General features: G+C 70.7%; 22 protein-coding genes. 8 read left to right on the top strand and 14 right to left on the bottom strand.

Annotated features, from left to right (window positions below):
- Nucleotides 1-2: 2 nt before the first annotated feature.
- Nucleotides 3-3,752: a transcription-repair coupling factor gene (gene mfd, locus ACFHWT_RS21870; RefSeq protein ID WP_416596533.1), complete on the bottom strand. Its 3,750-nt coding sequence runs from the start codon at nt 3,750-3,752 to the stop codon at nt 3-5.
- Nucleotides 3,753-3,906: 154 nt separating this feature from the next.
- On the opposite strand from mfd, the gene ACFHWT_RS21875 reads away from it, so the two are divergent.
- Nucleotides 3,907-4,632 carry a cyclase family protein gene (locus tag ACFHWT_RS21875; protein WP_416596534.1) on the top strand — a complete coding sequence of 242 codons (726 nt, stop codon included), beginning with the start codon at nt 3,907-3,909 and terminating at the stop codon, nt 4,630-4,632.
- 62 nt (nt 4,633-4,694) lie between these two features.
- On the opposite strand, the gene ACFHWT_RS21880 is transcribed toward ACFHWT_RS21875, so the two are convergent.
- Complete coding sequence (locus ACFHWT_RS21880; protein ID WP_416596535.1) at nt 4,695-5,069, bottom strand: hypothetical protein; 375 nt, start codon at nt 5,067-5,069, stop codon at nt 4,695-4,697.
- 209 nt (nt 5,070-5,278) lie between these two features.
- Here ACFHWT_RS21880 and ACFHWT_RS21885 point away from each other — a divergent pair, with 209 nt between their 5' ends.
- The 3 genes from ACFHWT_RS21885 to ppc all read left to right on the top strand — a co-directional run bounded on the left by ACFHWT_RS21885 (nt 5,279) and on the right by ppc (nt 9,723).
- Nucleotides 5,279-5,503: a winged helix-turn-helix domain-containing protein gene (locus ACFHWT_RS21885; protein WP_278173860.1), complete on the top strand. Its 225-nt coding sequence runs from the start codon at nt 5,279-5,281 to the stop codon at nt 5,501-5,503.
- 54 nt (nt 5,504-5,557) lie between these two features.
- The gene (locus tag ACFHWT_RS21890; RefSeq protein WP_416596536.1) at nt 5,558-6,523 is read left to right on the top strand and encodes an endonuclease domain-containing protein; all 966 of its coding nucleotides are present in this window, start codon (nt 5,558-5,560) and stop codon (nt 6,521-6,523) included.
- A gap of 275 nt (nt 6,524-6,798) precedes the next feature.
- Nucleotides 6,799-9,723 (top strand): phosphoenolpyruvate carboxylase, encoded by a 2,925-nt coding sequence (gene ppc / locus ACFHWT_RS21895; RefSeq protein WP_416596537.1) that lies wholly within the window; start codon nt 6,799-6,801, stop codon nt 9,721-9,723.
- Between the two features lie 128 nt (nt 9,724-9,851).
- Here the strand turns inward: ppc and ACFHWT_RS21900 are convergent, their stop codons facing one another.
- From ACFHWT_RS21900 to ACFHWT_RS21915, 4 genes are all read right to left on the bottom strand, one after another.
- Nucleotides 9,852-10,550, bottom strand: a complete 699-nt coding sequence (locus tag ACFHWT_RS21900) for an ABC transporter permease subunit (protein WP_416596570.1) — start codon at nt 10,548-10,550, stop codon at nt 9,852-9,854.
- A gap of 20 nt (nt 10,551-10,570) precedes the next feature.
- Nucleotides 10,571-11,575 carry an ABC transporter ATP-binding protein gene (locus ACFHWT_RS21905; RefSeq protein ID WP_416596538.1) on the bottom strand — a complete coding sequence of 335 codons (1,005 nt, stop codon included), beginning with the start codon at nt 11,573-11,575 and terminating at the stop codon, nt 10,571-10,573.
- A complete protein-coding gene (locus ACFHWT_RS21910; RefSeq protein ID WP_416596571.1) occupies nt 11,572-12,432 on the bottom strand; it encodes an ABC transporter permease in 861 nt (286 codons plus the stop codon). Before ACFHWT_RS21910 ends, ACFHWT_RS21905 begins: the two co-directional genes overlap by 4 nt.
- A 79-nt stretch (nt 12,433-12,511) precedes the next feature.
- A complete protein-coding gene (locus ACFHWT_RS21915; protein WP_416596539.1) occupies nt 12,512-13,435 on the bottom strand; it encodes an ABC transporter ATP-binding protein in 924 nt (307 codons plus the stop codon).
- Nucleotides 13,436-13,694: 259 nt separating this feature from the next.
- On the opposite strand from ACFHWT_RS21915, the gene cysC reads away from it, so the two are divergent.
- The 4 genes from cysC (at nt 13,695) to galT (ending at nt 18,317) form a co-directional block, all read left to right on the top strand.
- A complete protein-coding gene (cysC, locus tag ACFHWT_RS21920) occupies nt 13,695-15,224 on the top strand; it encodes an adenylyl-sulfate kinase (protein WP_416596540.1) in 1,530 nt (509 codons plus the stop codon).
- A gap of 154 nt (nt 15,225-15,378) precedes the next feature.
- Nucleotides 15,379-16,320, top strand: a complete 942-nt coding sequence (locus ACFHWT_RS21925; protein WP_416596541.1) for a sulfotransferase domain-containing protein — start codon at nt 15,379-15,381, stop codon at nt 16,318-16,320.
- A 118-nt stretch (nt 16,321-16,438) separates the two neighbouring features.
- Complete coding sequence (locus tag ACFHWT_RS21930) at nt 16,439-17,218, top strand: DeoR/GlpR family DNA-binding transcription regulator (RefSeq protein WP_416596572.1); 780 nt, start codon at nt 16,439-16,441, stop codon at nt 17,216-17,218.
- A 7-nt stretch (nt 17,219-17,225) separates the two neighbouring features.
- A complete protein-coding gene (gene galT / locus ACFHWT_RS21935) occupies nt 17,226-18,317 on the top strand; it encodes a galactose-1-phosphate uridylyltransferase (protein WP_416596542.1) in 1,092 nt (363 codons plus the stop codon).
- 256 nt (nt 18,318-18,573) lie between these two features.
- Here the strand turns inward: galT and ACFHWT_RS21940 are convergent, their stop codons facing one another.
- The 8 genes from ACFHWT_RS21940 to ACFHWT_RS21975 form a co-directional block, all read right to left on the bottom strand.
- Entirely contained in the window at nt 18,574-18,765 is a 192-nt protein-coding gene (locus ACFHWT_RS21940; protein ID WP_416596543.1) for a hypothetical protein, read from the bottom strand.
- Between the two features lie 98 nt (nt 18,766-18,863).
- On the bottom strand, nt 18,864-19,319 hold the full coding sequence (locus ACFHWT_RS21945) for a hypothetical protein (protein WP_416596544.1): 456 nt from the start codon (nt 19,317-19,319) through the stop codon (nt 18,864-18,866).
- Between the two features lie 28 nt (nt 19,320-19,347).
- The gene (locus ACFHWT_RS21950) at nt 19,348-19,590 is read right to left on the bottom strand and encodes a hypothetical protein (protein ID WP_416596545.1); all 243 of its coding nucleotides are present in this window, start codon (nt 19,588-19,590) and stop codon (nt 19,348-19,350) included.
- A gap of 480 nt (nt 19,591-20,070) precedes the next feature.
- Nucleotides 20,071-20,916, bottom strand: coding sequence for a helix-turn-helix domain-containing protein (locus ACFHWT_RS21955; RefSeq protein WP_416596546.1), 846 nt, complete (start codon nt 20,914-20,916; stop codon nt 20,071-20,073).
- A gap of 498 nt (nt 20,917-21,414) precedes the next feature.
- Nucleotides 21,415-22,632: an NADP-dependent isocitrate dehydrogenase gene (locus tag ACFHWT_RS21960; protein WP_416596547.1), complete on the bottom strand. Its 1,218-nt coding sequence runs from the start codon at nt 22,630-22,632 to the stop codon at nt 21,415-21,417.
- Nucleotides 22,633-22,783: 151 nt separating this feature from the next.
- The gene (gene mdh, locus ACFHWT_RS21965) at nt 22,784-23,734 is read right to left on the bottom strand and encodes a malate dehydrogenase (protein ID WP_416596548.1); all 951 of its coding nucleotides are present in this window, start codon (nt 23,732-23,734) and stop codon (nt 22,784-22,786) included.
- Nucleotides 23,735-23,862: 128 nt separating this feature from the next.
- The gene (locus ACFHWT_RS21970; protein ID WP_416596549.1) at nt 23,863-24,735 is read right to left on the bottom strand and encodes a bifunctional methylenetetrahydrofolate dehydrogenase/methenyltetrahydrofolate cyclohydrolase; all 873 of its coding nucleotides are present in this window, start codon (nt 24,733-24,735) and stop codon (nt 23,863-23,865) included.
- 84 nt (nt 24,736-24,819) lie between these two features.
- Nucleotides 24,820-25,419, bottom strand: a complete 600-nt coding sequence (locus ACFHWT_RS21975; protein WP_416596550.1) for a pentapeptide repeat-containing protein — start codon at nt 25,417-25,419, stop codon at nt 24,820-24,822.
- Nucleotides 25,420-25,425 lie beyond the last annotated feature (6 nt).

Raw genomic sequence — 25,425 nt, forward strand, 5'->3', positions numbered from 1 at the left:
TCTCACGCACCCCTGCCGGCCGGTGCACCGACCCGGGCACTGTCCGTCGACGGTGCGGCGCCGGAAGCCGCCTGGGCCGGCGGGTCACCGAGTACGTCGCGCAGCAGCTGGGCGCACCAGTCCAGCAGCGTCTGGTCGCGCAGCGGCTCGCCGCCGATTCGCCGGGTCGTCGGCCGGGGCACGCTGACCTGGTCGGCGGCCGACTTGTAGACCGAGTCCGGGTGGTAACGCTTGAGCCGCAGCTGCTTCGAGTCGGGCAGCACCAGCGGGGCGAACCGGACATGCTTGCCCTGCATCGACACGTCGGTCAGTCCGTACGACTTCGCCAACAGCCGGAACCGCGCCACCGCGACCAGGTTGCCGACCTGCGTCGGTGGTTCGCCGTACCGGTCGGTCATCTCGGCGGCGATCTCCTGCAGCGCGGCGGCGTCGCGGGCCCCGGCAAGTTTGCGGTACATCTCCAGACGCAGCCGCTCCACCCCGATGTAGTCGTGCGGCAGGTGCGCGTCGACCGGCAGGTCGACCTTCACCTCGGCGGTCTCGGCGTCGTCGGGTGTCTCACCCTTGAAGTTCTGCACCGCCTCGCCGACCATCCGTACGTACAGGTCGAACCCGACGCCTTCGATGTGGCCGGACTGCTCGCCGCCGAGCAGGTTTCCGGCACCCCGGATCTCAAGGTCCTTCATCGCCACGTACATGCCGGCGCCCAGCTCGGTGTGCTGGGCGATGGTGGACAGCCGCTCGTGGGCGTGCTCGGTCAACGGCTTCTCGCGCGGGTAGAGGAAGTAGGCGTACGCCCGCTCCCGGCCCCGGCCGACCCGACCCCGGATCTGGTGCAGCTGGGCCAGGCCGAGCAGGTCGGCCCGCTCCACGATCAGCGTGTTCGCGTTCGGGATGTCGATGCCGGATTCGACGATCGTGGTGCAGACCAGGACGTCGAACTCCTTTTCCCAGAAGCCGACCATCACCTTCTCCAGGGCGTCCTCACCCATCTGCCCGTGCGCCACCGCGACCCGCGCCTCCGGCACCAGCTCGCGCAGCCGCCGCGCCGCCTTGTCGATCGACTCGACCCGGTTGTGCAGGTAGAAGACCTGGCCGTCGCGGAGCAGCTCACGGTGGATCGCGGCGGCGACCTGCTTGTCGTCGTACGCGCCGACGGCGGTCAGCACCGGATGCCGCTCCTCCGGCGGGGTGGCGATGGTCGACATCTCCCGGATGCCGGTGATCGCCATCTCCAGGGTCCGCGGGATCGGCGTCGCCGACATGGTCAGCACGTCCACCGAGGTACGCAGCGACTTCAGGTGCTCCTTGTGCTCCACCCCGAACCGCTGCTCCTCGTCGACGATGATCAGCCCGAGTGCCTTGAAGCGGGTGGCCGACTGCAGCAGCCGGTGGGTGCCGATGACGATGTCGGCGGTGCCCTCGGCGGCCATGGTCAGCGTCTGCTCGGTCTCCTTCGGGGTCGCGAACCGGGACAGTTGCCGGATCTCGACCGGGAACTGGGCCATCCGCTCGGCGAACGTGTTGAAATGCTGCTGGGCGAGCAGCGTCGTCGGCACCAGCACCGCCACCTGCTTACCGTCCTGCACCGCCTTGAACGCCGCCCGTACCGCGATCTCGGTCTTGCCGTAGCCGACGTCGCCGCAGATCAGCCGGTCCATCGGAGTCGACTGCTGCATGTCGCCCTTGACCTCGTCGATCGCCGCCAACTGGTCCGGGGTCTCGGTGTACGGGAAGGCGTCCTCCAGCTCCCGCTGCCACGGGGTGTCCGGGCCGAACGCGTGCCCCTTGGCGGCCTTGCGGGCCGCGTACAGCTGGATCAGCTGGGCGGCGATCTCCCGGACCGCCTTGCGGGCCCGGGTCTTTGCCTTCTGCCAGTCCGAGCCGCCCATCTTGTGCAGCGTCGGCTGCTCCCCGCCGACGTAGCGGGACAGCTGGTCCAGCTGGTCGGTCGGCACGAACAGCCGGTCGCCGGGCTGGCCGCGCTTGGCCGGGGCGTACTCGATGACCAGGTACTCCCGGTCGGCACCGTTGACCTTGCGCTGCACCAACTCGACGTAGCGGCCGATGCCGTGCTGCTCGTGCACCACGTGGTCGCCGGCGCGCAGCTCCAACGGATCGATGGTGTTGCGCCGCCGGCTCGGCATCTTGCGCATGTCCTTGGTGGACGCGCCTCGGCCGCCGCTGATGTCGGCGCCGGTGACGATCGCCAGCCGGGCCCGGTCGGCGACGAAGCCGTTGCCGAGGCTGCCGCAGGTGACGACCAGCTCGCCGGGGGTCGGGGCGGTCGGCAGGGTCTCGACGAGCGTCGCGCCGAGGCCGGCGTCGCGCAGCACGGCGACCGACCGCTGCGCCGGCCCGTGCCCTTCGAAGACCAGCACCACCGACCAGCCGTCGCCGGTCCAGCGTTTCAGGTCGTCGACGACCCGCGCGGTCTCCCCGTGGTACAGCGGCGCCGGGACGGCGGCCAACGCCACCGCGTCCCCGGCGTCCGGGGTCACACTCACCGGTGTCGGCGCGTCCTCCCAGGGCGCGACGTCAGCGGTTGAGGCAATCTCCGCCTCGGTCAGCCCGAACGGCGACAGCGTCCACCACGGCTGGTCGAGCGTCGCGGCCACCGCGCGTACCTCGGCCAGCGTGCGGAAGGCGGCCGCGCCCAGGTCGATCGGGGCCTGGCCACCGACGGCGGCCGCGGCCCAGCTGGCTTCGAGAAACTCCGCCGAGGTACGGACCAGATCGTGCGCCCGGGTGCGGATCCGCTCCGGGTCGCAGAGCAGTACGTGGGTGCCGGCCGGCATGCAGTGCAGCAGCAGCTCCATGCTGTCGGTGCCGTCCAGCAGGGCCGGGGCGAGGGACTCCATGCCTTCGACCGGGATGCCCTCGGCCAGCTTGTCCAGGATCTCGCCGAGCTCGGGGTGCTGCTGCGCCAGCTCGGCGGCCCGCTGGCGCACCGGGTCGGTGAGCAGCAGCTCCCGGCACGGCGGTGCCCACAGCCGGTCGACGGCTTCGATGGTGCGCTGGTCGGCGACGGCGAAGGTACGGATCTCCTCGACGTCGTCGCCCCAGAACTCGACCCGGGACGGGTGCTCGTCGGTCGGCGGGAACACGTCCAGGATGCCGCCCCGGACCGCGAACTCGCCGCGCTTGGTGACCAGGTCGACCCGCGCGTACGCCATCGCGACCAGCCGGTCGACGACCTCCTCCAGGCCGCCAGTAGCACCGCCCGAGCCGCCGGAGTTGCCTCCTGCCGTCAACTGGACCGGCTCCAGATCACCGAGCCCTTTGAGCTGCGGCTGCAGCACGGAGCGGACCGGCGCCACGACCACCCGCAGCGGCTCCTGCCGCGTGACGTCACCGCTGGCCGTCGGTCCGGTGTCCGCGTCGGGGTGCGCCAGCCGGCGCAGTACGGCGAGCCGCCGCCCGACAGTGTCCGAACGCGGCGACAGCCGCTCGTGCGGCAACGTCTCCCAGCTGGGGAAGACCGCGACCTGCCCGGCCGGCAGCAGGTCGCCGAGGGCCGCGGCCAGGTCGTCGGCCTCCCGGCTGGTCGCGGTGACCGCCAGCACCGGCCGCCCCGCGCCGCTGGTCCGCGCTTCGGCGGCCACCGCAGCGACCGTGAACGGGCGCAGCGCCGGCGGCGCGGTGACGTCCAGCCCGTCCTTTTCTGGCGTGGCGATCCTTGCCAGATCCCGTACCCGGGTCAGGGCGGGATCGGCGAGAGCGGCACTGAGCAGGCCAGCGAGCGCGGTCATGGTCACAACCTTCGCGGTGGGAAACGCCTTGCTGTGCGGCGGTGCACGCTTGGGGCGCGCACGCGACGACAACCCCGCGCCCGGTCCGGGCGGGGGGTCAGGCTTCCAGCCTATCCGCCCGCCGATCGGCCCTCAGCCACTAACCTCGCCGGACATGGGCACATCGACCGAGCAACGGTTCGTCGAACTCAGCCATGTCATCCGGGACGGCATGGTCACCTATCCAGGACTGCCTGCCCCGGCGATCACCGAGTGGCTCAGCCGGGAAGCGTCGGCCGAGCGGTACGCGGCCGGCACCACGTTCCGGATCAACCAGATCACGATGATCGGCAACACCGGCACCTACCTGGACGCCCCGTCGCACCGCTGGCCCGACGGGGCGGACCTGGCCGGACTGCCCCTGGAGAAGTTGGCTGATCTGCCGGGCGTGGTGGTCCGGGTACCGTCCGCCGCGCGAGCGGTGGACGCCGCGTTGCTGCGCCCGCACCTGGCCGGGGCTGCCGTCGCCGACGACGCGGCTGCCGGCGGCGCGGTGGCGGGGCGCGCGGTGCTGCTGGACACCGGCTGGTCGACGCACTTCGGCACCGAGCGGTACGCCGCCCCGGACCACCCCTACCTGACGGCAGACGGGGCGGAACTGCTGGTCTCGGCAGGAGTCGCCCTGGTCGGCATCGACTCGATCAACATCGACGACACCGCGCCCGCGGCCAACGGTGCCCGGCCGGCGCACAGCATCCTGCTGGCCGCCGGGATCCCGATCGTCGAGCACCTGCGTGGGCTGGGCGAGCTACCGGCGTACGGGTTCCGGTTCAGCGCCGTACCGCCGATGTTCGCCGGGCTGGACACCTCGCCGGTCCGCGCGTACGCCATCGTCGACTGACCTCACTGAACCTACGGTCGCCGACCGGCGACGCGCCGGCCTCGACCGTCAGCCGGCACCCGTCAGGCTGCGCGGCGGCGTCGGGGCGCGACGTCGTCGCGCAGCAGTCGCGGGATCAGCCAGGTCAGGGCGAGCGCCTGCGCCCGGTCTACCGGCCACTGGTCGACGTCGTCACCGAGCCGAAATTCCAGCAGTACGCCGCCAGCCAGCACCGCCGCCGTACCGGTCATGCCGATCGGCTGCTTTCGGGCCACCTGCGCTGGTTCGGCCGGATCGAGTTGCCAGCGGCCGACGGCGACGTCCACGCAGGGGTGCACGTCGGCTGCGGGGACGCGGAGCAGGCGAGAGGAGTGCCAGGCGGCGCTGTCGGGCGCGGTGGCGCAGTCGGCGCCGCGCAGACACCACGGCGGATGGGCACGCTTCGGTAGATTGCTCATGGGCCGGGGTCCTCTCCCGGTCAAGGCCCGGGAGCCTGGAGCGCCAACTCCACCCGGGCCGCCTACAAAGTCCTGCTCCACCCGGTTGCGAGCCAAGGAGAGCAGTACCGAGGTTACGACAGAGCGACATTGTCGACACTGTCGACGTGATAGACGCTGTCGATCTTCAGTGGTCTACTTGGCGCTGCGAGCCAGGGAGACCAACCGACATGACCACGCCGAAGTACGAACGGGTGGCTTCCGCCATCCGAGCCCAGATTCGCTCAGGCGAGCTACGACCCGGTGACCAGCTGCCGACGACGCAAGGGCTCATCGAGCACTACGGCGTGTCGTACGGCTCGGTCAGGACGGCTCTGCTGATCCTCAAGGCCGAAGGTCTGATCGAAGGCCGCCAAGGCGAAGGTGTCTTCGTGCGGGAACAGTCGGATCGGTGACGTAACCGGCCGCCGGGGCAGCGGGAAGTCGTCCCTGGCCGGCAGGCTCTGCCGATGCCGGTCGCCGCCAGAATCCCCCGCGAGTTGTGGTTCGCCCCGTTCTCCGGCAGCCGAGCGGTGGCTGCTGGCCTGATCACCTGGCGGATGCTCCGCGGCCCTGCCTGGCAACGGCTGCTTCCCGACGTCTACGTGGAGGCAGCGTCGTACGACCCCGACGACCACCGGATGTGGTGCGAGGCGGTCGCGGTGAAACTGCCGATCGGCGGGGCGATCAGCGGGCTGAGCGCCGCGCACCTGTGTGGTGTCGACCTGCTCCCCCGCCGCAGCCCGGTGCACGTCACCCTGCCCCGATCGACTCGACCGAAACCCAACCGGCAAATCGCGGTCACCTACGCCACGCTCGCTCCGACCGACGTCACGACGTTGTTCAACGGCATACCGATGACCACCGAGGTGCGCACCGCGTTCGATCTGGGCAGGCTGCTGCCCCGCGCCGACGCGCTCGCCGCACTCGACGCCATGTTGCACCGGCACCTGCTGAGCCGCGAGGTCCTCGCCCGCTACCTCGACACCAGAGCGGGTGCGCGCGGCGTTGCTCAACTGCGCGAACTCGTCGCGCTCGCCGAGCCGCTGGCCGAGTCGCCGATGGAGTCACGGCTCCGGCTCCTACTGCACGACGCCGGCCTGCCTCGCCCGACCCCACAGTACGAGGTGCGCCTTCCGCCGCCAGGGGTGACGCCGCCGACGGCGCGCCCCGGATCGCGAGGCCGCTTCATCGCCCGCGTCGACCTTGCTTATCCGCAGTGGCGAATTGCCATCGAATACGAGGGTGACCACCACCGGGGACGCATGACCTTCCGCCGGGACGTGACTCGCTACAACGCGCTGCAGGCGGCCGGCTGGTTGGTGGTGCGCTGCACGGCCGACGAGGTGCTCCGACAAGAAGAACAACTCGCCCATAGTATCCGTCGGGCGATCGCCGGACGATCGCCGACCACAGCCGACGCCAAGATCATGTGAGCGCTATGGACGTCTCGGCGACCCTGAAGAGTCCATAGCGCTCACATGATCTTGGAGAGCTCGGACCGACCTCGCCCAGACAACGGACAACAGGGGCGGAAGCTCCGGGGAGCGCAGGAGGCGCAAGCAGCGGGAGGGGCGCTATTGGGATATTTCGGGACGGTACGCCGAACGTTGAGACAAGACTCACCAGTTTCCCCGTGGCCGGGGGGACGGCCGATAACATCCAAGTTGTCGGACAGCGCCGTCCTTCGTACTCGCGTGAGGAGCGCCCAGTGACTGAGCTGTCCGCAAACCCGATGCCCGACGCCCAGCAACTCGCCGCCACCCAGCACCCGCAACCCGGCAACTCGCAACCCGATGCCACCCAGGCCGGCGCCGCCCAGGCCGGTAGCGCGCAGACCGACACTGCCGGCAGCGGTCAGGATCAGGACGGGCCGGACGCGGCGCTGCGGTCCGACATCCGCCGGCTCGGCACGCTGCTCGGCCAGACCCTCGCCCGGCAGGAGGGTCAGCCGCTGCTCGACCTGGTGGAGGAAATCCGTACCCAGGTACGCAGTGACGCCGAGGCCGCCGCGGCCCGGCTCGCCGCGATGGACGTCACCACGGGTACGAAATTGGCCCGGGCCTTCTCCACCTACTTTCACCTGGCGAACATCACCGAGCAGGTGCACCGGGCCCGGGACCTACGCCGCCGCCGGGCCACCGAGGGTGGCTGGCTGGACAAGGCGGCGACGTTGATCTCCGCCCGCGGGGTGTCGGCCGACGAGATCGCCGCCGCCGCCCGCCGACTCGCGGTACGTCCGGTGTTCACCGCGCACCCGACCGAGGCGGCCCGTCGGTCGATCCTGTCGAAGCTGCGGGCGGTCGCCGACGAACTCGACGTGGAGATGTCCGAGGCGGTGCTGTACGGGGCCAGCGAGCACGCCTCGACGAGCAGTCGGCGCCTGGCGGAGCTGCTGGATCTGCTCTGGCAGACCGACGAGTTGCGGCTGGACCGCCCAGACCCCACCGACGAGGCCCGTAACGCCGTCTACTACCTGCGCGACCTGTACGCCGATGCCGCCCCCCAGGTGCTCGACGACCTCGCCGACACGCTGCGCCGGCTGGGCGTGGAGACCGCCCCCACCGCCCGGCCGTTGACCTTCGGCAGCTGGATCGGCGGCGACCGGGACGGTAACCCGTACGTCACCCCGGCGGTGACCCGGGACGTGCTGATGATCCAGCACGAGCACGGCATCCAGGCCACCGACGAGGCGATGGACGCGCTGATCAATGAGGTGTCGGTCTCCCGGCGGCTGCGCGGCGTCTCACTGGACCTGTCGGCCAGCCTGGCCAAGGACCTGGACGCGTTGCCCGAGGTGGCGCCCCGGTTCCGGCGCACCAACGCGGAGGAGCCGTACCGGCTGAAGGCCCGGTGTGTGAAGGCGAAGCTGGCGAACACCCGGCTGCGGCTCAACCGGGGCACCGCGCACGTGCCGGGCCGCGACTACCGCGGCTCCGACGAGCTGTTGTCCGACCTGGAGCTGATGCGGGCGTCGCTGGCCCGCAACTCGGGGCAGCTGACCGCGGTCGGCAAGCTGGCGTCGGCGATCCGTACGGTGTCGGCGTTCGGTCTGCACCTGGCGACGCTGGACGTACGCGAGCACGCCGAGGCGCACCACGCGGTGCTGGCCCAGATGTACGCCCGGGTCGGCGAGGTGCCCGACTACAACTCGTTGAGCCGGGCCGAGCGGACGAAGCTGCTGGCCGACGAGCTGACCGGCCGACGGCCGCTGTCCAGCATGGATGCTCCGTTGACCGAGTCGGCGCGCAAGACGTTCAACGTGTTCGGCACGATCCGCGACGCGCAGCAGCGGTTCGGCTCGGAGGTCGTCGAGTCGTACATCATCTCGATGACGTTGGGCAGCGACGACGTGCTGGCCGCCGCAGTGCTGGCCCGCGAGGCCGGTCTGGTCGACGTGCACAACGGGCTGGCCCGGGTCGGGTTCGTGCCGCTGCTGGAGACCCCGGCCGAGCTGGACTCCGGTGGCGACCTGCTGGACGAGCTGCTGTCGCTGCCGGCGTACCGGGCGATCGTGGCCGCGCGTGGCGAGGTGCAGGAGGTGATGCTGGGCTATTCCGACTCCAACAAGGAGGCCGGCATCACCACCAGTCAGTGGAAGATCCACCGGGCGCAGCGGGCGCTGCGGGACGTGGCGGCCCGGCACGGCGTACGGCTGCGGCTCTTCCACGGCCGGGGCGGCACCGTCGGCCGGGGCGGCGGGCCCACGCACGAGGCGATCCTGGCCCAGCCGTACGGCACCCTGGACGGCTCGATCAAGGTGACCGAGCAGGGCGAGGTGATCTCCGACAAGTACACGATCCCTGCCCTGGCCCGGGAGAATCTTGAGCTGACCGTCGCCGCGGTGCTGCAGGCGACGCTGCTGCACACCGAGCCGCGCCAGCCGCTGGAGCTGCTGGAGAACTGGGACGCGGCGATGGACGTGGTTTCCGACTCGGCCTACGCCTGCTACCGCTCGCTGGTCGAGGACCCGGACCTGCCGGCGTACTTCTGGGCGGCGACGCCGACCGAGCTGCTCGGCGCGCTCAACATCGGCTCCCGGCCGGCGAAGCGGCCGAACACCGGGGCCGGGCTGGGTGGGCTGCGGGCGATTCCGTGGGTGTTCGGCTGGACCCAGTCGCGGCAGATCGTGCCCGGCTGGTTCGGGGTCGGCTCCGGGCTGGCCGCCGCCCGCGAGGCCGGCCTGTCCGACGTGCTCGGCGAGATGTTCGAGCAGTGGCACTTCTTCCGCACGTTCCTGTCGAACGTCGAGATGATGCTGACCAAGACCGACCTGGGCATCGCGCGGCGCTACGTGGAGACGCTGGTGCCGGGTCCGCTGCAGCCGATCTTCGACAAGATCACCGAAGAGTACGAGCGGACGGTACGCGAGGTGCTGGCGATTACCGGCTCGTCGAGTCTGCTGCAGAACAACAACGTGCTGCAGCGCACCCTCGCGGTCCGGGACACCTACCTGGAGCCGCTGCATCACCTGCAGGTCGCGTTGCTGCGGCAGTACCGCGACTCGGGGGCGGCGACGCGGACGGTGGCGACCGCGCCGGGTGCCCGGCGGGCGCCGAGCGACAACACCGCGCTGGAGCGGGCCCTGCTGACCACGGTCAACGGCATCGCCGCCGGCATGCGCAACACGGGCTGAATCCGGCTCACCACAGACGCGAACGGCTGGCCCGGCTCACGGCAGACAAGGCCGGGCCGGCCGACCAGCGGGGAGACTGGTCGGCCGGCGCGGGCACCCCCCGATGCGAGCCGCTCGGTACGGTCGGTTCAGCTGGTCTCGCCAGCCACGCTGAACGAGCGGAGCCGGTCGATGGCCAGCCCGGTGAAGGCGACGGCGATGACCGCGGTCATGATCACCGATACGGTGACTGACACCTGGCCGTCGAACAGTGTGGTGGCGGCCATCCGGTCGGCGAAGGTGACCACGTACTGCTGGACGGAGAGCACCTGGGTGCCGGAGACGATGTTGCCGAGCAGGCCCTCCCAGATCAGGACGTAGACCAGGCCGAGCAGCACCGGGCGGCGGGTGACCAGGCTCAGCGCCACGAACAGCGCCGAGTAGGCCAGCGCGCCGGCTGCGCTCGCGGCGGCTAGGGCCAGGCCGAGGCGTACTGATTCGGCGAGCACCCCGGCGACGTACAGCGGCACCGCGACGGTCAGCGTGGTGACGCCGAACGCGACGACGAGCTTCGGCAGCACGATCTGCCAGCGCGGCAGCGGCTTGCTGAGCACGTGCACGATGGTGCCGTCGTCGATCTCCGAACCGAGCACCCCGGTACCGACGATCAGCGCCACCACCGGCAGCACCACGGCCAGGCCGAGCGCGATCAGGACTGGCTGGGCCCAGTTGCCCGGCGCGACGCCGAGCCACCGGCACAGTACGGCGAGAGCGATCACCAGCACCGGCAGCGGCAGCAGGAGCAGGAACCGGCGGCGGCCGAACAGCCCTCGCGCAGTGATCCACATGACAGTCGAGTTCACGGCTCTCAGGCCTCCACGAGGTAGGAGAAGACGCTCTCCAGGGATTCGTCCGACGGCAGCAGGCGGTGCACCCGGATCCCTTCGCTGAGCGCGATCCGGGGCAGGGCGCGGGTGAAGCTGCCGTAGTCACCGGCCCGTACGGTGATCCCACCGCCCTTGGGCAGATCGACGCCGGTGACCGAGTCGTGGCGCAGCAGCGCCACCGCCAGGGCCCGGTCGTCGCTGGACTGGACCGCGAACACGTGCGGCCGGTTGGTCATCAGCCGCCGGATGCTGCGGAAGTCACCGGAGGCGGCCAGCCGGCCGGCGACCATCACCTGGACGGTGCCGGAGACCTGCTCGACCTCCTCCAGGATGTGCGAGCTGAACAGGATGGTCCGGCCGGCGTCGCCGAGCGAGTGCAGCAGCGTCATCATGTGCATCCGCTGGCGCGGGTCCATGCCGTTGAACGGCTCGTCGAGCAGCAGCACCGTCGGGTCGTGCACCAGTGCGGCGGCGACCCGGGTGCGCTGGCGCATCCCCTTGGAGTAGGTGCTGATCCGCCGGTCCTGCGCCGGGGTCATCTCGACCAGCTCGATCGCCCGCCGGGCGGCGGCCGCCGGATCGGTCAGCTTGTGCAGTCGGGCGCTGGCCAGCACGAACTCGTACGCGGTGAGGAAGCCGTGCACCGCCTCCCGCTCGCTGACCAGACCGAGTTTGCGGTAGACGCCCGGGTTGCGCCAGGTCGGCTCGCCGTCGACGGTGACGGTGCCCCGCGATGGCGGCAGGAAGCCGGCCATCATGTGCAGCAGGGTGGTCTTGCCGGCACCGTTCGGGCCGAGCAGGCCGGTGACCCCGGCACCGAGGGCCATGCTGACGTCGTTGACCGCGACGACGTTGCCGTACCAGCGGGACACCCCGGCGAGCTCGATCGCGGCGGGACGGCCGGTGGGGCCAGTGGCGGCGGGCGCGGCGGCGGGCGCGGCCGGGGGCGTGGCAGCCGGGCTGGAGGTCGAGGTTGAGGTGGTCATCGACGGGCCGCCTTCCGGTAGCGGGCGATCAGGGCGGCGATGCAGCCGGCGATCAGGACGACGGTGACCAGCCCGTACAGCGGCCCGAAGCCGCCGATGTCCAGGCCGGTTCCCGCCTCAGGGACCAGCGCGTCGCGGAACAGCCAGATACCCGTCCCCTGCACCAGGATGGACGGGGTAGCCAGGCCGGAGAGCTGGTTGGCGGTGACCGACGGCAGCACCGAGAGCACCCCACCGATCGGGATGGTCATCAGGAAGACGGCGACGATCCCACCGGCGGCGAACGCCCGCTTGCCGGTGACCGAGGCGGCCGCCAGCCCGATGGCGCTGAACACACCGGCCCACAGCACGGCGTACGCCAGGCCCGGCGCGAGGTCGGTGACCTCGTCCCAGACCCCGGACCAGCCGGCATCGGTGGTGAACGCGCCGCCGAGGAACATCACCAGCTGCGGCGCGCCGAGCAGCATGAACACGGCGGTGGCCAGGGCGGCGAACTTGGCCAGCGGGTAGTCGACGAGCCGCAGCGGCCGGGAGAAGTACAGCGGCAGCACACCGCTGCCCAGGTCACGGGAGACCAGTTCGGGAGCGACCACCGCGACGAAGAAGATCACCAGCCAGCTCATCGTGTCGGCGAACTGCGCGTAGGTGAGCAGCACCTGGCCGATCTGGGCGCGGACCGCCACCAGGCCGGCGGCGGCGACCACCACCACCCCGACGATGAACCAGGGAAAGATCTTGGCCTTGGCGCTGCGACCGAGCCCGAACGCGGTACGCAGACTGTGTGCGTAGAGCGCGCCGACGACGTGTCGTCGACCGAGCCGGGTTCCGGTGTAGCGCTGGTAGCCGATGTCGTGGATGACGCCGCCCGGCGCGCCGTTCGAGGTGGTGGCCGGGCCGGCCGGCGGCGACCCGGTGCCGCGGGCGGCGGTGAGCTGGTCAGACGTTGACACGGGAGTCCTCCGTGGTGGCGAAGAGTTCGGCGACCCGGTGCCGGCGCTGGTCGAGCCGGTGCAGCGGCAGGTCGAGTTCGACGACCGCGGTGAGGATCCGGTCGTACACGTCGGAGCCGGTCTCGGCGGGCACCAGCAGCAGCTGGCCTTCCCGGCTGACCGGCAGATCGGCCGCGGCCAGCCGGGCGGCCAGCGCCTCGGTGCCCTCGCTGACCTCGATCGCCAGCACGTCACTGGCGGTGGTCATGTCGGACAGCTGGGCGGACCGCAGCAGCCGGCCGCCGTCGATGGCGATCAGCGAGTCACAGATCCGCTCCACCTCGCCGAGCAGGTGCGAACAGACCAGCACCGAGATGCCGAACTCGGCACCGATCCGGTGCACCAGGGCCAGCATGGCGTCGCGGCCGGCCGGGTCCAGGCCGTTGGTCGGCTCGTCCAGCAGCAACAGGTCGGGGTCGTGCACCAGCGCCTGGGCCAGCTTGACCCGCTGCTTCATGCCGGTGGAGTAGCCGCCGATCTGCCGGTACCGCTCCTCGTAGAGCCCGACGTGGCGCAGCGCTTCGGAGGCTCGTTCCCGGGCCGCCGCCCGCGGCAGGCCGCTGATTCGGCCCAGGTGGGTGACGAATTCGGCGGCGCTGAGGTCCGGCGGTAGGCAGTCGTTCTCCGGCATGTAGCCGACCCGGGCGCGGACCGCGTCGGCGTCGGTGGTGGGGTCCAGTCCGAGCACCCGGGCCTGTCCGCTGGTCGGCGCGAGCAGGCCGAGCAGGATCTTGATCAGGGTCGACTTGCCGGCACCGTTGGCCCCGACCAGGCCGACGATGCCGGGCTGGACCTCGACGGTCAGGTCGGCCAGGGCCGTCACCCGCCCGCCGTACGTCTTGGTCAGCGCATCGGTCGCGATGAGAGTCACCTGGCCAGGGTATGGACTGCCGGCACGTCGTGGGATGGGGTTTCCCCCTGGAGGTTCCCTGAAGAGCACCCCACGCCCTGCCATTAGGGGTGACACCACGGCACCCGAAACCAAGCGTTGCTCTGGTTCGGTCCCGGACGAGACGTCGACATCCCGCGATGGTGGTCGACATCCCGCGATGGTGGCAGAACTCGCCGTGCCAGTCTCGACCGACGGCCGGACGGCTGCGAAACTGTGAGTTCGATCCATTGGGGGTGTGATGACCGACGGCTGGGTGCTGCCTGACGACGTGCTGCGGGACGCGCCGGCGTACACGCCGCGGCCGTTCGAGCTGGCCGACCTTGAGCTGATCCTGTCCGAGGCGTACGCCCCGCTGACCGGCTTCCACACCCGCGCCGATCTTGCCTCGTTGCGTAGTCGCGGCCGACTGGCCGACGGTACCGCCTGGCCGGTGCCGGTCACCCTGGAGGTGCCGGCCAGCCTGGTCGCCGGGCTCGACCTGACGAACCCGCTGCTGCGGGTGCTGGTGCTCACCGACCCGGAGGGTGCTCCGGTGGCCGCGCTGGACGTCGTCGACGCCTGGCCGAGCCGGGACGGCTTCTCGGCGGTCGGCGGCCGGGTGCGCCGGCTCGGCGACGGCACCGGCGGGCCGTTCCAGCGGCTGCGTCGCAGCCCGGCGGAGGTACGCGCGCTACTGCCCCCGGGCCGGGTGCTCGGCGTGATCGCCGACCGCCCGCTGCACCGCCCGCAGCTGGCCCAGATCGCGCACGCCGCCCGTACCCTCGCCGCGCATCTGCTGATCCTGATCCCGGTCGCTGACAGCGGGGTCAGCGGGCTGCCGCCGGAGGTGCTGGTCCGCAGTGTCTTCGCGGCCCGGGACCGGATGCCGCCGGCGACGCTGGTCGCGGTGCCGTTGACCCGGCACGGTGACGAGATCCGGGACGCGCTGCTGCGGGCCCGGGTGGCGGCCGCGTACGGCGTCACCCACCTGCTGTCCACCGGCGAGATGCTCTCCGGCGGCGGCCCTCGGGTGCTGGTACCCCGGGAGCTGGCCTACGACAACCGGGACGGTCAGTGGCGCTGGCGCGACGACATTCCGCCGCGCAACCGACGGCTGGCACTCGGCCAGGAGGAGATCGACGATCTGCTGGACCGGGGGTTTCCGCTGCCGGAGTGGCACACCCCGCCGGCGGTGGCCCGGGAGCTGGCTCGGGCCCGGCCGCCGCGTCGGCACCGCGGCCTGGTGGTGTTCTTCACCGGGCTGTCCGGTTCCGGCAAGTCGACCATTGCCCGGGGAGTGGCGGACGCGCTGCGGGAGAGCGGCGACCGGACCGTCACGCTGCTCGACGGGGACGTGGTACGCCGTGAGCTCTCCGCCGGGTTGACGTTCTCCAAGACGGACCGGGACCGTAACGTCCGCCGGATCGGCTGGGTCGCGTCCGAGGTCGGTCGGCACCACGGGGTGGCGATCTGCTGCCCGATCGCGCCGTACGCCCAGCCCCGGGCGGTGGCCCGGCAGATGGCGAACGACGCCGGCGCCGGTTTCCTGCTGGTCTGGGTGGCGACCCCGTTGGAGGTCTGCGAGGCCCGCGACCGCAAGGGGTTGTACGCCAAGGCGCGGGCCGGCCAGCTGACCGGGATGACCGGGATCGACGATCCGTACGAGGAGCCGACCGATGCCGACCTGGTGCTGAACACCAGTGAGATGAGCATCGAGCAGGGCGTGCAGACGGTGCTGCACCACCTCACCGAAACGGGTTGGGTGGAGCCTCGACTGAAGCCGGCCTGACCGCCGCATCCTCCTTTGTCGCCTTTTCTGCAGATGACGGCAAGTCGGACGAGAAGCCGCTCTTGCCCGGGTAGCGGCGACGTTATCCGGTAGATAGCGTTTTGCGCCGCCCAGGCAGGCAGAACAGCCGCCCAAGCAGAACAGGAGAGGCGACATGCCGCTACGCAGTCGGATCCCGGGGCCGCTCCGCCGGATGGTGCCCACCCGGTCCTGGTCATACGGGCGGTGGACGGCCCCGAGCCGGGTGCTGCCGTCGTTCCTGATCTGCGGCGGGCACCGGTGCGGGACGGCCGGGTTGCACCGGATGCTGGCTGCTCATCCGCTGGTGCTGCGGGCGGCCCGGCGCGATGGGGTGAGCTTCTTCGATACCTCGTACGAGCGGGGCATCGACTGGTACCGGGGGCACTTCCCCCGCCAGCGCACCGCCCGCCGGTTGCAGCGACGCCACGGCGGCACCGCCAGCGCCTTCGAGACCAGCACCTACTACCTCTACCACCCGTACGCGGCGCTGCGGATCGCCCGAGACCTGCCGGACGTGCGGCTGCTGGTGCTGGTCCGCGATCCGGTGGACCGGGCCTGGTCGCACTTCCGGGTGGAACGGCTGGCCGGGCACGAGCCGGAGCCGTCGTTCGCGCGGGCGCTGGCGCTGGAGTCGGCACGGCTACGCGGGCAGGAGGAACGCCTCGGGGTGGAGGCCGGGTACCGCAGTTTCGCCCACCAGCATCACGCGTACCGGCAGCGCGGCGAGTACGCCACCTACCTGGACCGGTTGGCCGGCCAGGTGGGTCGAGAGCGGATCTGCCTGGTGGAGGCCGAACGGCTGTGGACCACGCCGGCCAAGGTGTACGGCGAGGTGTTGGACTTCCTCGGCCTGCCGAGGCTGGACGAGGTGCCGCCGTTGCCGCCGCCGACCGCCCCGCCGGCCCTGGTCGAGGCGGCGCCGGACGCGCCGACCGACGGTCTGCCGGTCGAGCCGCCCGGTGCCCGTACCCGTCGGGAGTTGGCCGACCACTTCGCCCCGCACGACGCGCGGCTCGCCGGCTGGCTCGGCCGGCCGCCGGTCTGGCGCAGCGCGGTGGCGGAAGCGTTCCGCTGACCCGACCCTACGCAGGCACCTACCTGGCCGGGGCGTACTTCCATTCGACCACACCTGCGCGATAGTGTTCGCATCTGTTGGATTGAGTGCGAGCAGGTGGGAGCCGGACGTGGTGCTGATGCTCGCGCCGCAGCGCCAGGCGGCGATCCTGGACCGGGTCCGGGCCGCTGGCGGGGTACGGGTCACCGACCTGGCCGTCGAGTTCGGCGTCTCGGACATGACGATCCGCCGGGACCTGGACGTCCTGGCCGACCGAGGGCTGCTGGCCAAGGTGCACGGCGGGGCCACCCTGGTCGATCCCGGGGCCACCGACGAGCCGGGGTTCGCGGCGAAGTCCGCCCGGCAGCAGGCCGAAAAGGCAGCGATCGCTACCCGCGCCGCCGACCTGGTCGTCGCCGGCGGGGCGGTGGCGTTGTCGGCCGGCACCACCACGGTGGAGCTCGCCCGTCGGCTGGTCGAGGTCCCCGGGCTGACGGTGGTGACCAACTCGATCCCGGTGGCCGACGTGTTCTACCGGGACGGTCGGGGCGACCGGACGGTGATCCTCACCGGCGGGGTGCGTACCCCGTCGGACGCGCTGGTCGGGCCGGTGGCCGTGACCGCCCTCCGCGACCTGCACGTGGACCTGCTCTTCCTCGGTGTGCACGGGATGAGCGAACGGGCCGGCTACACCACCCCGAACCTGATGGAGTCCGACACCAACCGTGCCCTGATCACGGCGGCGGCCCGCCTGGTGGTGCTGGCCGACCACACCAAGTGGGACGTCGTGGGGATCTCCTCGATGGCGGAGCTGGCCGCCGCCCAGGTGGTGGTCAGCGACCCCGGACTGCCCGCGACGGCCCGCGACGTCCTGGCCGGACACGGCGTCGAGCTGTCGATCGCCGACCCACACCGATAGGAACTCCGTGAAACGCAGTGCGGTACGGCTCGCCGACGGGCGGGAACTCATCTACTTCGACGAGCGGGACGACGCTGTCCGGGAAGGACCGGACCGGCGGGAGCTGCCGCCCCCGCCGCCGGCCTCGGAGCTTCGCCACGACCCGTTGACCGACGAGTGGGTGGCGATCGCCGCACACCGGCAGACCCGGACCTTCCTGCCACCGACCGACCAGTGCCCGCTGTGCCCGTCGCGGCCCGGTCGGTCCAGTGAGATCCCGGCGTACGACTACGACGTGGTGGTCTTCGAGAACCGGTTCCCGTCGCTGAGCGACCGGGTGGGTGAGGCGCCCGCCGGCTACCCCGGTGGTACGCCGTTCACTCCGACCCGGCCCGGTCTCGGGCGCTGCGAGGTGGTCTGCTTCACCGCCGAGCACGGCACCTCGTTCGCCGCGCTGACCCCGGCCCGGGTCCGCACCGTCGTCGACGCGCTGGCCGACCGGACCGCCGAGTTGTCCGCGCTGGACGCGGTGGAGCAGGTGTTCTGTTTCGAGAACCGGGGCGTGGAGATCGGGGTCACCCTGCACCACCCGCACGGGCAGATCTACGCGTACCCGTTCGTGCCGCCGCGTACCCGGTCGATGCTGGCCGCCGCCCGACGGCACGCCGAGGCGACCGGCGGGCGGAGCCTGTACGCGGACGTGCTGGCCGCCGAGCGGGCGGCCGGGGTGCGGGTGGTGGCGGCGAACGACCGGTGGACGGCGTACGTGCCGGCCGCGGCGCGCTGGCCGTTCGAGGTGCACCTGGCACCGCACCGCCGGGTGCCGGACATCGCCGGGTTGGACGACGCCGAACGGGACGCCTTCGGGCCGCTCTACCTGGACGTGCTGCGCCGCTTCGACCGGCTCTTCGACAGCCGGCAGGGTACGCCATACATCGCGGCGTGGCATCAGGCTCCGGTGCGTCACGAACGGGAGTTGGGTTACCTGCATCTGCAGGTGTTCACCATCCGACGGGCGGCGGACAAGCTGAAGTACCTGGCCGGTTCGGAATCGGCGATGGGCGTGTTCATCAACGACGTCCGGCCCGAACAGGCGGCGGCGCTGCTGCGCGACGCCTGACCGGCACCGTTTTCCGTCACTGAGGGCGCTGGCGTCGGTCGATGTCGCCGGCTCGGCTGATCCGGTCGACGACAATCCTTCCCATAATGGGATTCCCGAATTAGGATCGCTGGGTGCCCACTCAGGAACGCTGGGTACTCACTCAGGAAGACAGGTCATTGACGTCGGCAGGGAGGTAACAGAGTTGTCCTGGTTCGCCCTGGGCTTCCTCCTGGCGCTGGTCGCCTCCAGCGCGTACGCGATCGGTCGCCTGCACCTACGGTTCGCATATCGGGTTGGATACCGACAGGGCCATGCGGACGGCGCCCATCGACAGTTCGGCACCGCAGTACGGATGCTGGAAGAGGTTTCCCGCAACGGCAGTGCGGTCTTCGCCCGACAGCAGTCGGTCGGCCAGCACGGTGGCGCCATTCCGCGCGGAAGGCAGCCGGCCGGCGTCGCCCGGCATCGACGGGAAGATTGACGTACGGGTCGGTCCTCCAGCCGTTCGGCTGGAGGACCGAGTGCCCGTTCGGCTGGAGGACCGAGTGCCCGGACCAGGTCGGGTCACGACCGCTGGTCGGCGTCCGGATCCACGATGGTTCCAGGTAGCAGCCGCAGCCCCGCCTCGATTCGCTCCCGGTAGCTTTCGGGCACGGTCGGCTGGACCGCCGAGGCGACGTAGCGCACCAGCCGGTGGCCCGGGTCCACCGGCCCGTCGCCGTCCACCATCCAACCGATCAGCTCGGCCAGCGTGGCGTCGGCGCGTAGCCCGTCGATCCGGGTGCGTTCGACCGGTGTCCAGTGGCCGGCCGTGAGAAGTTCCCGGATCAGGGTCTCCACCAGTTCCTGGATCGGGGTCTGCGTTGGTTCCTGGACCGGGGTCCGCGCCTGCCCGCCGAGTGGCGGCCGAGATCCGGCGGTGAGCTGATTGACCAACGCCCGCACCGCGACACGCACCGCCGGCTGCCCTGCCGGGTCCATCGTCAACACCACGCAGAATGGGCCGCCGCTGGCGGTCACCGGTCGTCGGTGTGACTACCACCGTCGGTCATCGTCGGAAACTGTCCCGGTCCTCGGTCATCGCCTCGGCGAACGCCTCGGACAACAGGTGGGCCCAGCTCACCCCGAAGACGTCGACACCACCGCGCATCATGCTCATGATCGTCGAGACCAGCGCTTGCCGGGTGAACAGTAGCGTGGTACCGGGTACCCGTCGGCCGAGCCGGTCCCAGCCGCCGAACTCGGCGTACAGGAAACGGTCCCGACCACCGGTGCGGTCGTCGGCGGTCATCAATCCGGTCCGCAGGCTTCGCGCCCACACCGCGGTCTCCGCGTCCGGCGGGTCGGCCGACCCGGGTCCGCCGACCGGCTCCGCCGACCCGTCGCCATTCCCGCCACCCAGATCATTGCCGTTCGTCGATCGAAAAGCCACCGTCGGCCCCCCAACTTCTCACATCCGCAATGACTCACGCCACCGCTGCCGTCATCGAAATCGCCAGTCGACGCGCAGCCGCCAGCAGGCGGGGGCCTCCACGCGGCGGCCGCGAAGCGAAGATTGATCACATCCACCGCAGCGGCCGGCTATCCCACCTGCACCCAATCCCATAATGGAACATACAAAGAGGAACTCCCAGTGTCACGAACAGCGCCAGCCGGCCGCCTGTGACTTGGATCACAAAAAAGCGGAGAGTTCGATCAGGCACGCCCAACGGAGCGATCGAGCCACGGGCCGTGGGTCGCAGATCGGCACCGACCCGACCTCAGCCGGTGGTCACAGTGACTTCGCGGTACGGACGAGAAAGTCGTTCGTCTCCTCGGGCCCCAATGCGGCGGCCGAGACGAGATCAAAATGCCGGCGGAATCGCTCCAGGTACGCTTCGCCCTCGACGAACTGGGCGATCTCGTACGCCTCGAGGAAAGCCAGCGGCGGATCCGGATCCAGATCGAGCAGCACGAAGCCACCGCCCGCCGACAGAACGGGCCCCGCCGAGAACGGCAGAATCCGAAGCATCACATTGGGCAGGTCGTTGGCCGCCGCCAGGGCGAGAATCTGATTATGCAACACCGAACGGTCCCCGACGTGGCGTTGCACCGCAGACTCGTCGACGACAGCGGAGATTTCCGTCGTCGCGGCACCTCCGGTCAACAACTGCTGCCGGGCGATCGTCAACCGCAGCCGCGCCTCGACCGTTTCTGGGTCATGCCCCTCGGCGACCAGGGTCGTCCGGGCGTACTCGGGAGTCTGAAAGAGCGACGGGACGAAAAGACTGTAAATGGACAGCAACCTCGCGGTCGCCTCAAGACCGACATAGGACCGAAGCCATTCCGGCACCTCGACACCCTCGCCGAACAGGGAAGCCCGCCAGCCCCGTCGCCCCGCGTCCCTGGTCAGGTCCTCGAGCTCGGCGCGCAGCGAGGCGGACGCGCCGTAGACCGCCATCAACGCCCGCAGGGTATGGATCTTCGGGGCCGAGTGGCCATTCTCGAATCGGGAGAGCGAAGACTTGGTCACCTCGGCCCGCTGGGCGGCCGCCTCCAGAGTGAGCCCTTTGCGCTCACGGAGCGCACGCAACTCCGAGGCGATGCGGCGCTTCAGGGCAACGGGCGTTCGGGTCATGGCAGACAGTCTGACACGGCGGCAGGGACCGTACCACGCTCGGCGCGACCGTCATGGGCGTACCAATGGAAATTCCATTCGCGGAATTTCCACAGCGCTGCGCGCAGAACCTACCATGCGACCCGAAACACATCACCGAGACGTCCCATGCCGGGTGACTGGACCGGCCGGACTGGGCACTCCCGACCGACCGAACAAATCGGTCAAAGCCCGGATAACTACCGGCTACCCCGGAAAGGACCGACGGCCGAGCGCGATCGATCCGATTCGAAATGCGAAAGCCGGGCCCCGACATGGTTGCGGGGGGCCCGGGACAGGGCCCCCCGCAGGGAAGGGACGGCAGGCTGCTGGTTCACAGCCGAGGATCCACCATCAGCGTCATGTTGCTCAGGGCGACCGCCACCGGAAGATCCCCTTGGACGCGACTGGCACCACGTCCACCCTGTTCAACGATCTGCCGGAGGAACCGGTGACGGTACCGGCCGCGAACTCAGGCGCTCAGCCGCCCAGCCGCTTGGCCAGGTTGCCGTCGAGAGCCGCCATGAACTCGTCGGTGGTCAGCCACGGAGCGTTGCGGTCGATCAGCAGCGCCAGGTCCTTGGTCATCTGCCCCGCCTCGACGGTCTCGATGCAGACCTGCTCGAGCGTGTTGGCGAACTCGGTCACCGCCGGAGTGCCGTCCAGCTTGCCGCGGTGGGCCAGGCCCCGAGTCCAGGCGAAGATCGACGCGATCGGGTTGGTCGACGTCTTCTCGCCCTTCTGCCACTGCCGGTAGTGCCGGGTGACCGTGCCGTGCGCGGCCTCCGCCTCCACCGTACGGCCGTCCGGGGTCATCAGCACCGACGTCATCAGCCCCAGCGAGCCGAAGCCCTGGGCGACGGTGTCCGACTGCACGTCACCGTCGTAGTTCTTGCAGGCCCAGACAAAGCCGCCCTCCCACTTGAGCGCGGCGGCGACCATGTCGTCGATCAACCGGTGCTCGTAGGTGATCCCGGCGGCGGCGAACTCGGTGGCGAACTCGGCCTCGTACACCTCGGCGAAGATGTCCTTGAACCGGCCGTCGTACGCCTTGAGGATGGTGTTCTTGGTCGACAGGTAGACCGGGTAGCCGCGGTCCAGTCCGTAGCGCAGCGAGGCGCGGGCGAAGTCGCGGATCGACTCGTCGAAGTTGTACATCCCCATCGCGACGCCGCCGCCGGGGAAGTTGGCGACCTCCATTTCGACCGGGGCGCTGCCGTCGGCCGGGGTGTAGGTGATGGTCACCGTGCCCGGCCCGGGCACCACGAAATCGGAGGCCTTGTACTGGTCGCCGTGCGCGTGCCGGCCGATGATGATCGGCTTGGTCCAGCCGGGCACCAGCCGGGGGACGTTCGACATGATGATCGGCTCGCGGAACACCACGCCGCCGAGGATGTTCCGGATGGTGCCGTTCGGGGAACGCCACATCTTCTTGAGGCCGAACTCCTCGACCCGGGCCTCGTCCGGAGTGATGGTCGCGCACTTGACGCCGACGCCGTGCTGCTTGATGGCGTTCGCGGCGTCCACCGTCACCTGGTCGTCAGTCTCGTCGCGGTACTGGATCGACAGGTCGTAGTAGTGCAGGTCGACGTCGAGGTAGGGCAGGATCAACTGCTCCCGGATCTGCTTCCAGATGATCCTGGTCATCTCGTCGCCGTCGAGCTCGACGACCGGGTTGGTTACCTTGATCTTCGCCATCGACCGGCGCTCCTCTCGGAAACTCGTGTTAGCAGTACGAGCGTACTGGATTGCGGAACCCGGTGCGCAGCGGGCGGGACGAACGAGGCGCGACACACGTCGGGGCGGGCACCCGGCCGGATGCCCGCCCCGATCGTCACGCCCGTACGGCTCAGAGGTCGGCCACGTCAGCCTGCTTGGCCCGGACCGCCTCGGCGGCCTCCTTCAGCGCGGCCAGCTCCGTGTCGGTCAGGTCGGTGGTCACCACCCGACGGACACCATCGGCCCCGAGCTCAGCCTCCACCCCCAGGTAGACACCGTCGATGCCGTACTCCCCGGTGACCCAGGCGCACACCGGCATCACCGCGCCGGAGTCCTCGGCCACCGCCTTGGCCATCCGGGCCGCCGCCGCCGACGGCGCGTAGTACGCCGACCCGGTCTTGAGCAGGGCGACGACCTCGGCCCCACCGTTGCGGGTACGGACCACCAGCTCCTCGATCTTGTCCGCCGGCAGGAGCTCGGTCAGCGGCTTGCCGTTGACGGTGCACCGCGACGGCACCGGCACCATGGTGTCACCGTGCGAGCCGAGGGTCAGCGTGCGTACCGTCGCCACCGGTACCGCGAGCGTCTCGGCGACGAAGTGGGAGAACCGGGCGGTGTCCAGCATGCCGGCCTGGCCGAGCACCCGGTTGCGCGGGAACCCGGTGGCGATCTGGGCCAACGCGGTCATCTCGTCGAGCGGGTTGGACACCACGATGACCACCGCGTCCGGGGCGTACCGGGCGATGTTCTCCGCCACCCCGCGGACGATCTTGGCGTTGACCTCCAGCAGGTCCATCCGGCTCATCCCCGGCTTACGCGGCAGGCCGGCGGTGACGATGACGACGTCCGAGCCGGAGATCACCTCGTAGCCGGAGCCGTCCACCCCGGTGGTCGCACCGACGACCTTGGTCTCGAAGCCCTCGATCGGCCGCGACTGGTTGAGATCGAGGGCCAGTCCCTCGGGCTTGCCCTCGATGATGTCGGTCAGCACGACGGTGTCGAAGACGTCGTACTCGGCCAGGCGCTGCGCGGTCGTCGAGCCGTAGAAGCCGGCCCCGACGACGGTGACCTTCTTGCCCATTGTCGTCTCACTCCCTGCTACCGGGCGAATTTGACGGGACCGTATCAGCCAGGTAACGGCTGAGCGGGCCAGGGGCGCGCCCGGAGACCCACCTCACGCCCGCCACACCGGCCGGCCCACAGCTCGGCTCATCGGTCGGCGAGGCCGCGTTCCGCCAACTCGACGACGTTGGTCAACAACATGGCCCGGGTCATCGGGCCGATCCCGCCGGGCACCGGGGCCAGCGCACCGGCCACCTCGGCCACGTCCGGTGCCACGTCACCGGTGTACTGGCCCTTGCCGTTCTCGCCGAGCACCCGGGTGATACCGACGTCCACGACCGTCGCCCCCGGCGTGATCATCTCTGCGGTGACCAGCCCCGGTACGCCCGCCGCAGCGATCACGATGTCCGCCCGACGGGTGTGGTCGCCCAGGTCCAGGGTGCCGGTGTGGCACAGGGTCACCGTGGCGTTCTCGCTGCGCCGGGTCAGCAGCAGACCCAGCGGCCGGCCAACAGTGGTGCCCCGGCCGATCACCACCACCTCCGCGCCCCGGATCCGGATCTCGTTACGGCGCAGCAGGTCGACGATGCCGCGCGGGGTGCAGGCGACCGGCGCGTCGAAGCCGAGCACCAGCCGGCCCAGGTTCACCGGGTGCAGCCCGTCGGCGTCCTTGTCCGGATCGACCCGCTCCAGCACCCGCTGGGTGTCGATCTGCGCCGGCATCGGCAGCTGCACGATGTAGCCGTGGCAGGCCGGATCGGCGTTCAGCTCGGCGACCACCGCCTCCACCTGCTCCTGGGTCGCGTCGGCCGGCAGGTCCCGGCGGATCGAGGCGATGCCGACCTCGGCGCAGTCCCGGTGCTTGCCGTTGACGTACGCCTGGGAGCCGGGATCCTCACCGACCAGCACGGTGCCGAGACCGGGCACCACCGACTGCTCCGCGAGCGCCTTGACCCGGGCACGAAGGTTGTCCTTGATGGCGGAAGCCGCCGCCTTGCCGTCCAGAATTGTCGCCGTCACGTCACCGATCGTCTCACGTCGCCCGATCCGCCCCGGTTGGCACCTCACGCGGGCCAGCCGGTCAGGGCCGCAAGGACCTGCCGGTCAGGGCCGCACGTCGGCGCCGTACGCCGCCGCGACCTGCACCGCCTGGGCCAGGTCGATCCGCGCCCCGGTGAGGTCGAGGCCGCGCAGCTCGACCCCGGCCAGATCCGCGCCACGCAGGTCCGCGCCACGCAGCTTCGCGCTGGTCAGCCGGGCATAGCCGAGGTCCGCCCCGGAAAGATCCACCCGGCTCAGGTCCGCCTCGGTCAGGTCGGCCTCCCGTAGCCGCAGCCCGGACAGCTTCGTCCCGGTCAGGTCCTGGCCGCGCAGCAGCACGAACCCCCAGTCCCCGCCATCGACGTGCAGCGGACGCAGCGTGCAGTCGAGGAACTGGGTGCCGGTCAGTTTGCAGTCGGCGAAGGTCGCGTCGAAGAACGACGACCGCCGGATCACGCAGTGCAGCAGCGCGCAGTGGGTCAGCCGGGCCGCGTTGGCCCGCACGTTCGCCAGAACGCAGTTGGTGAAGACGCAGCCGGTCAGCACCGCCTCGGTCAGGTCGACGTCGACGAGCTCACAGCGGTCGAAGTGCACCCGGTCGAACTCGTCGAGCGCCCAGTCGGCACCGACGATCCGCTCCTCGACGCGCTGCTGCGGCGACACGACCAC

The sequence above is a fragment of the Micromonospora sp. LOL_021 genome (genome assembly GCF_048060215.1).
Lineage (GTDB): Bacteria > Actinomycetota > Actinomycetes > Mycobacteriales > Micromonosporaceae > Micromonospora_E.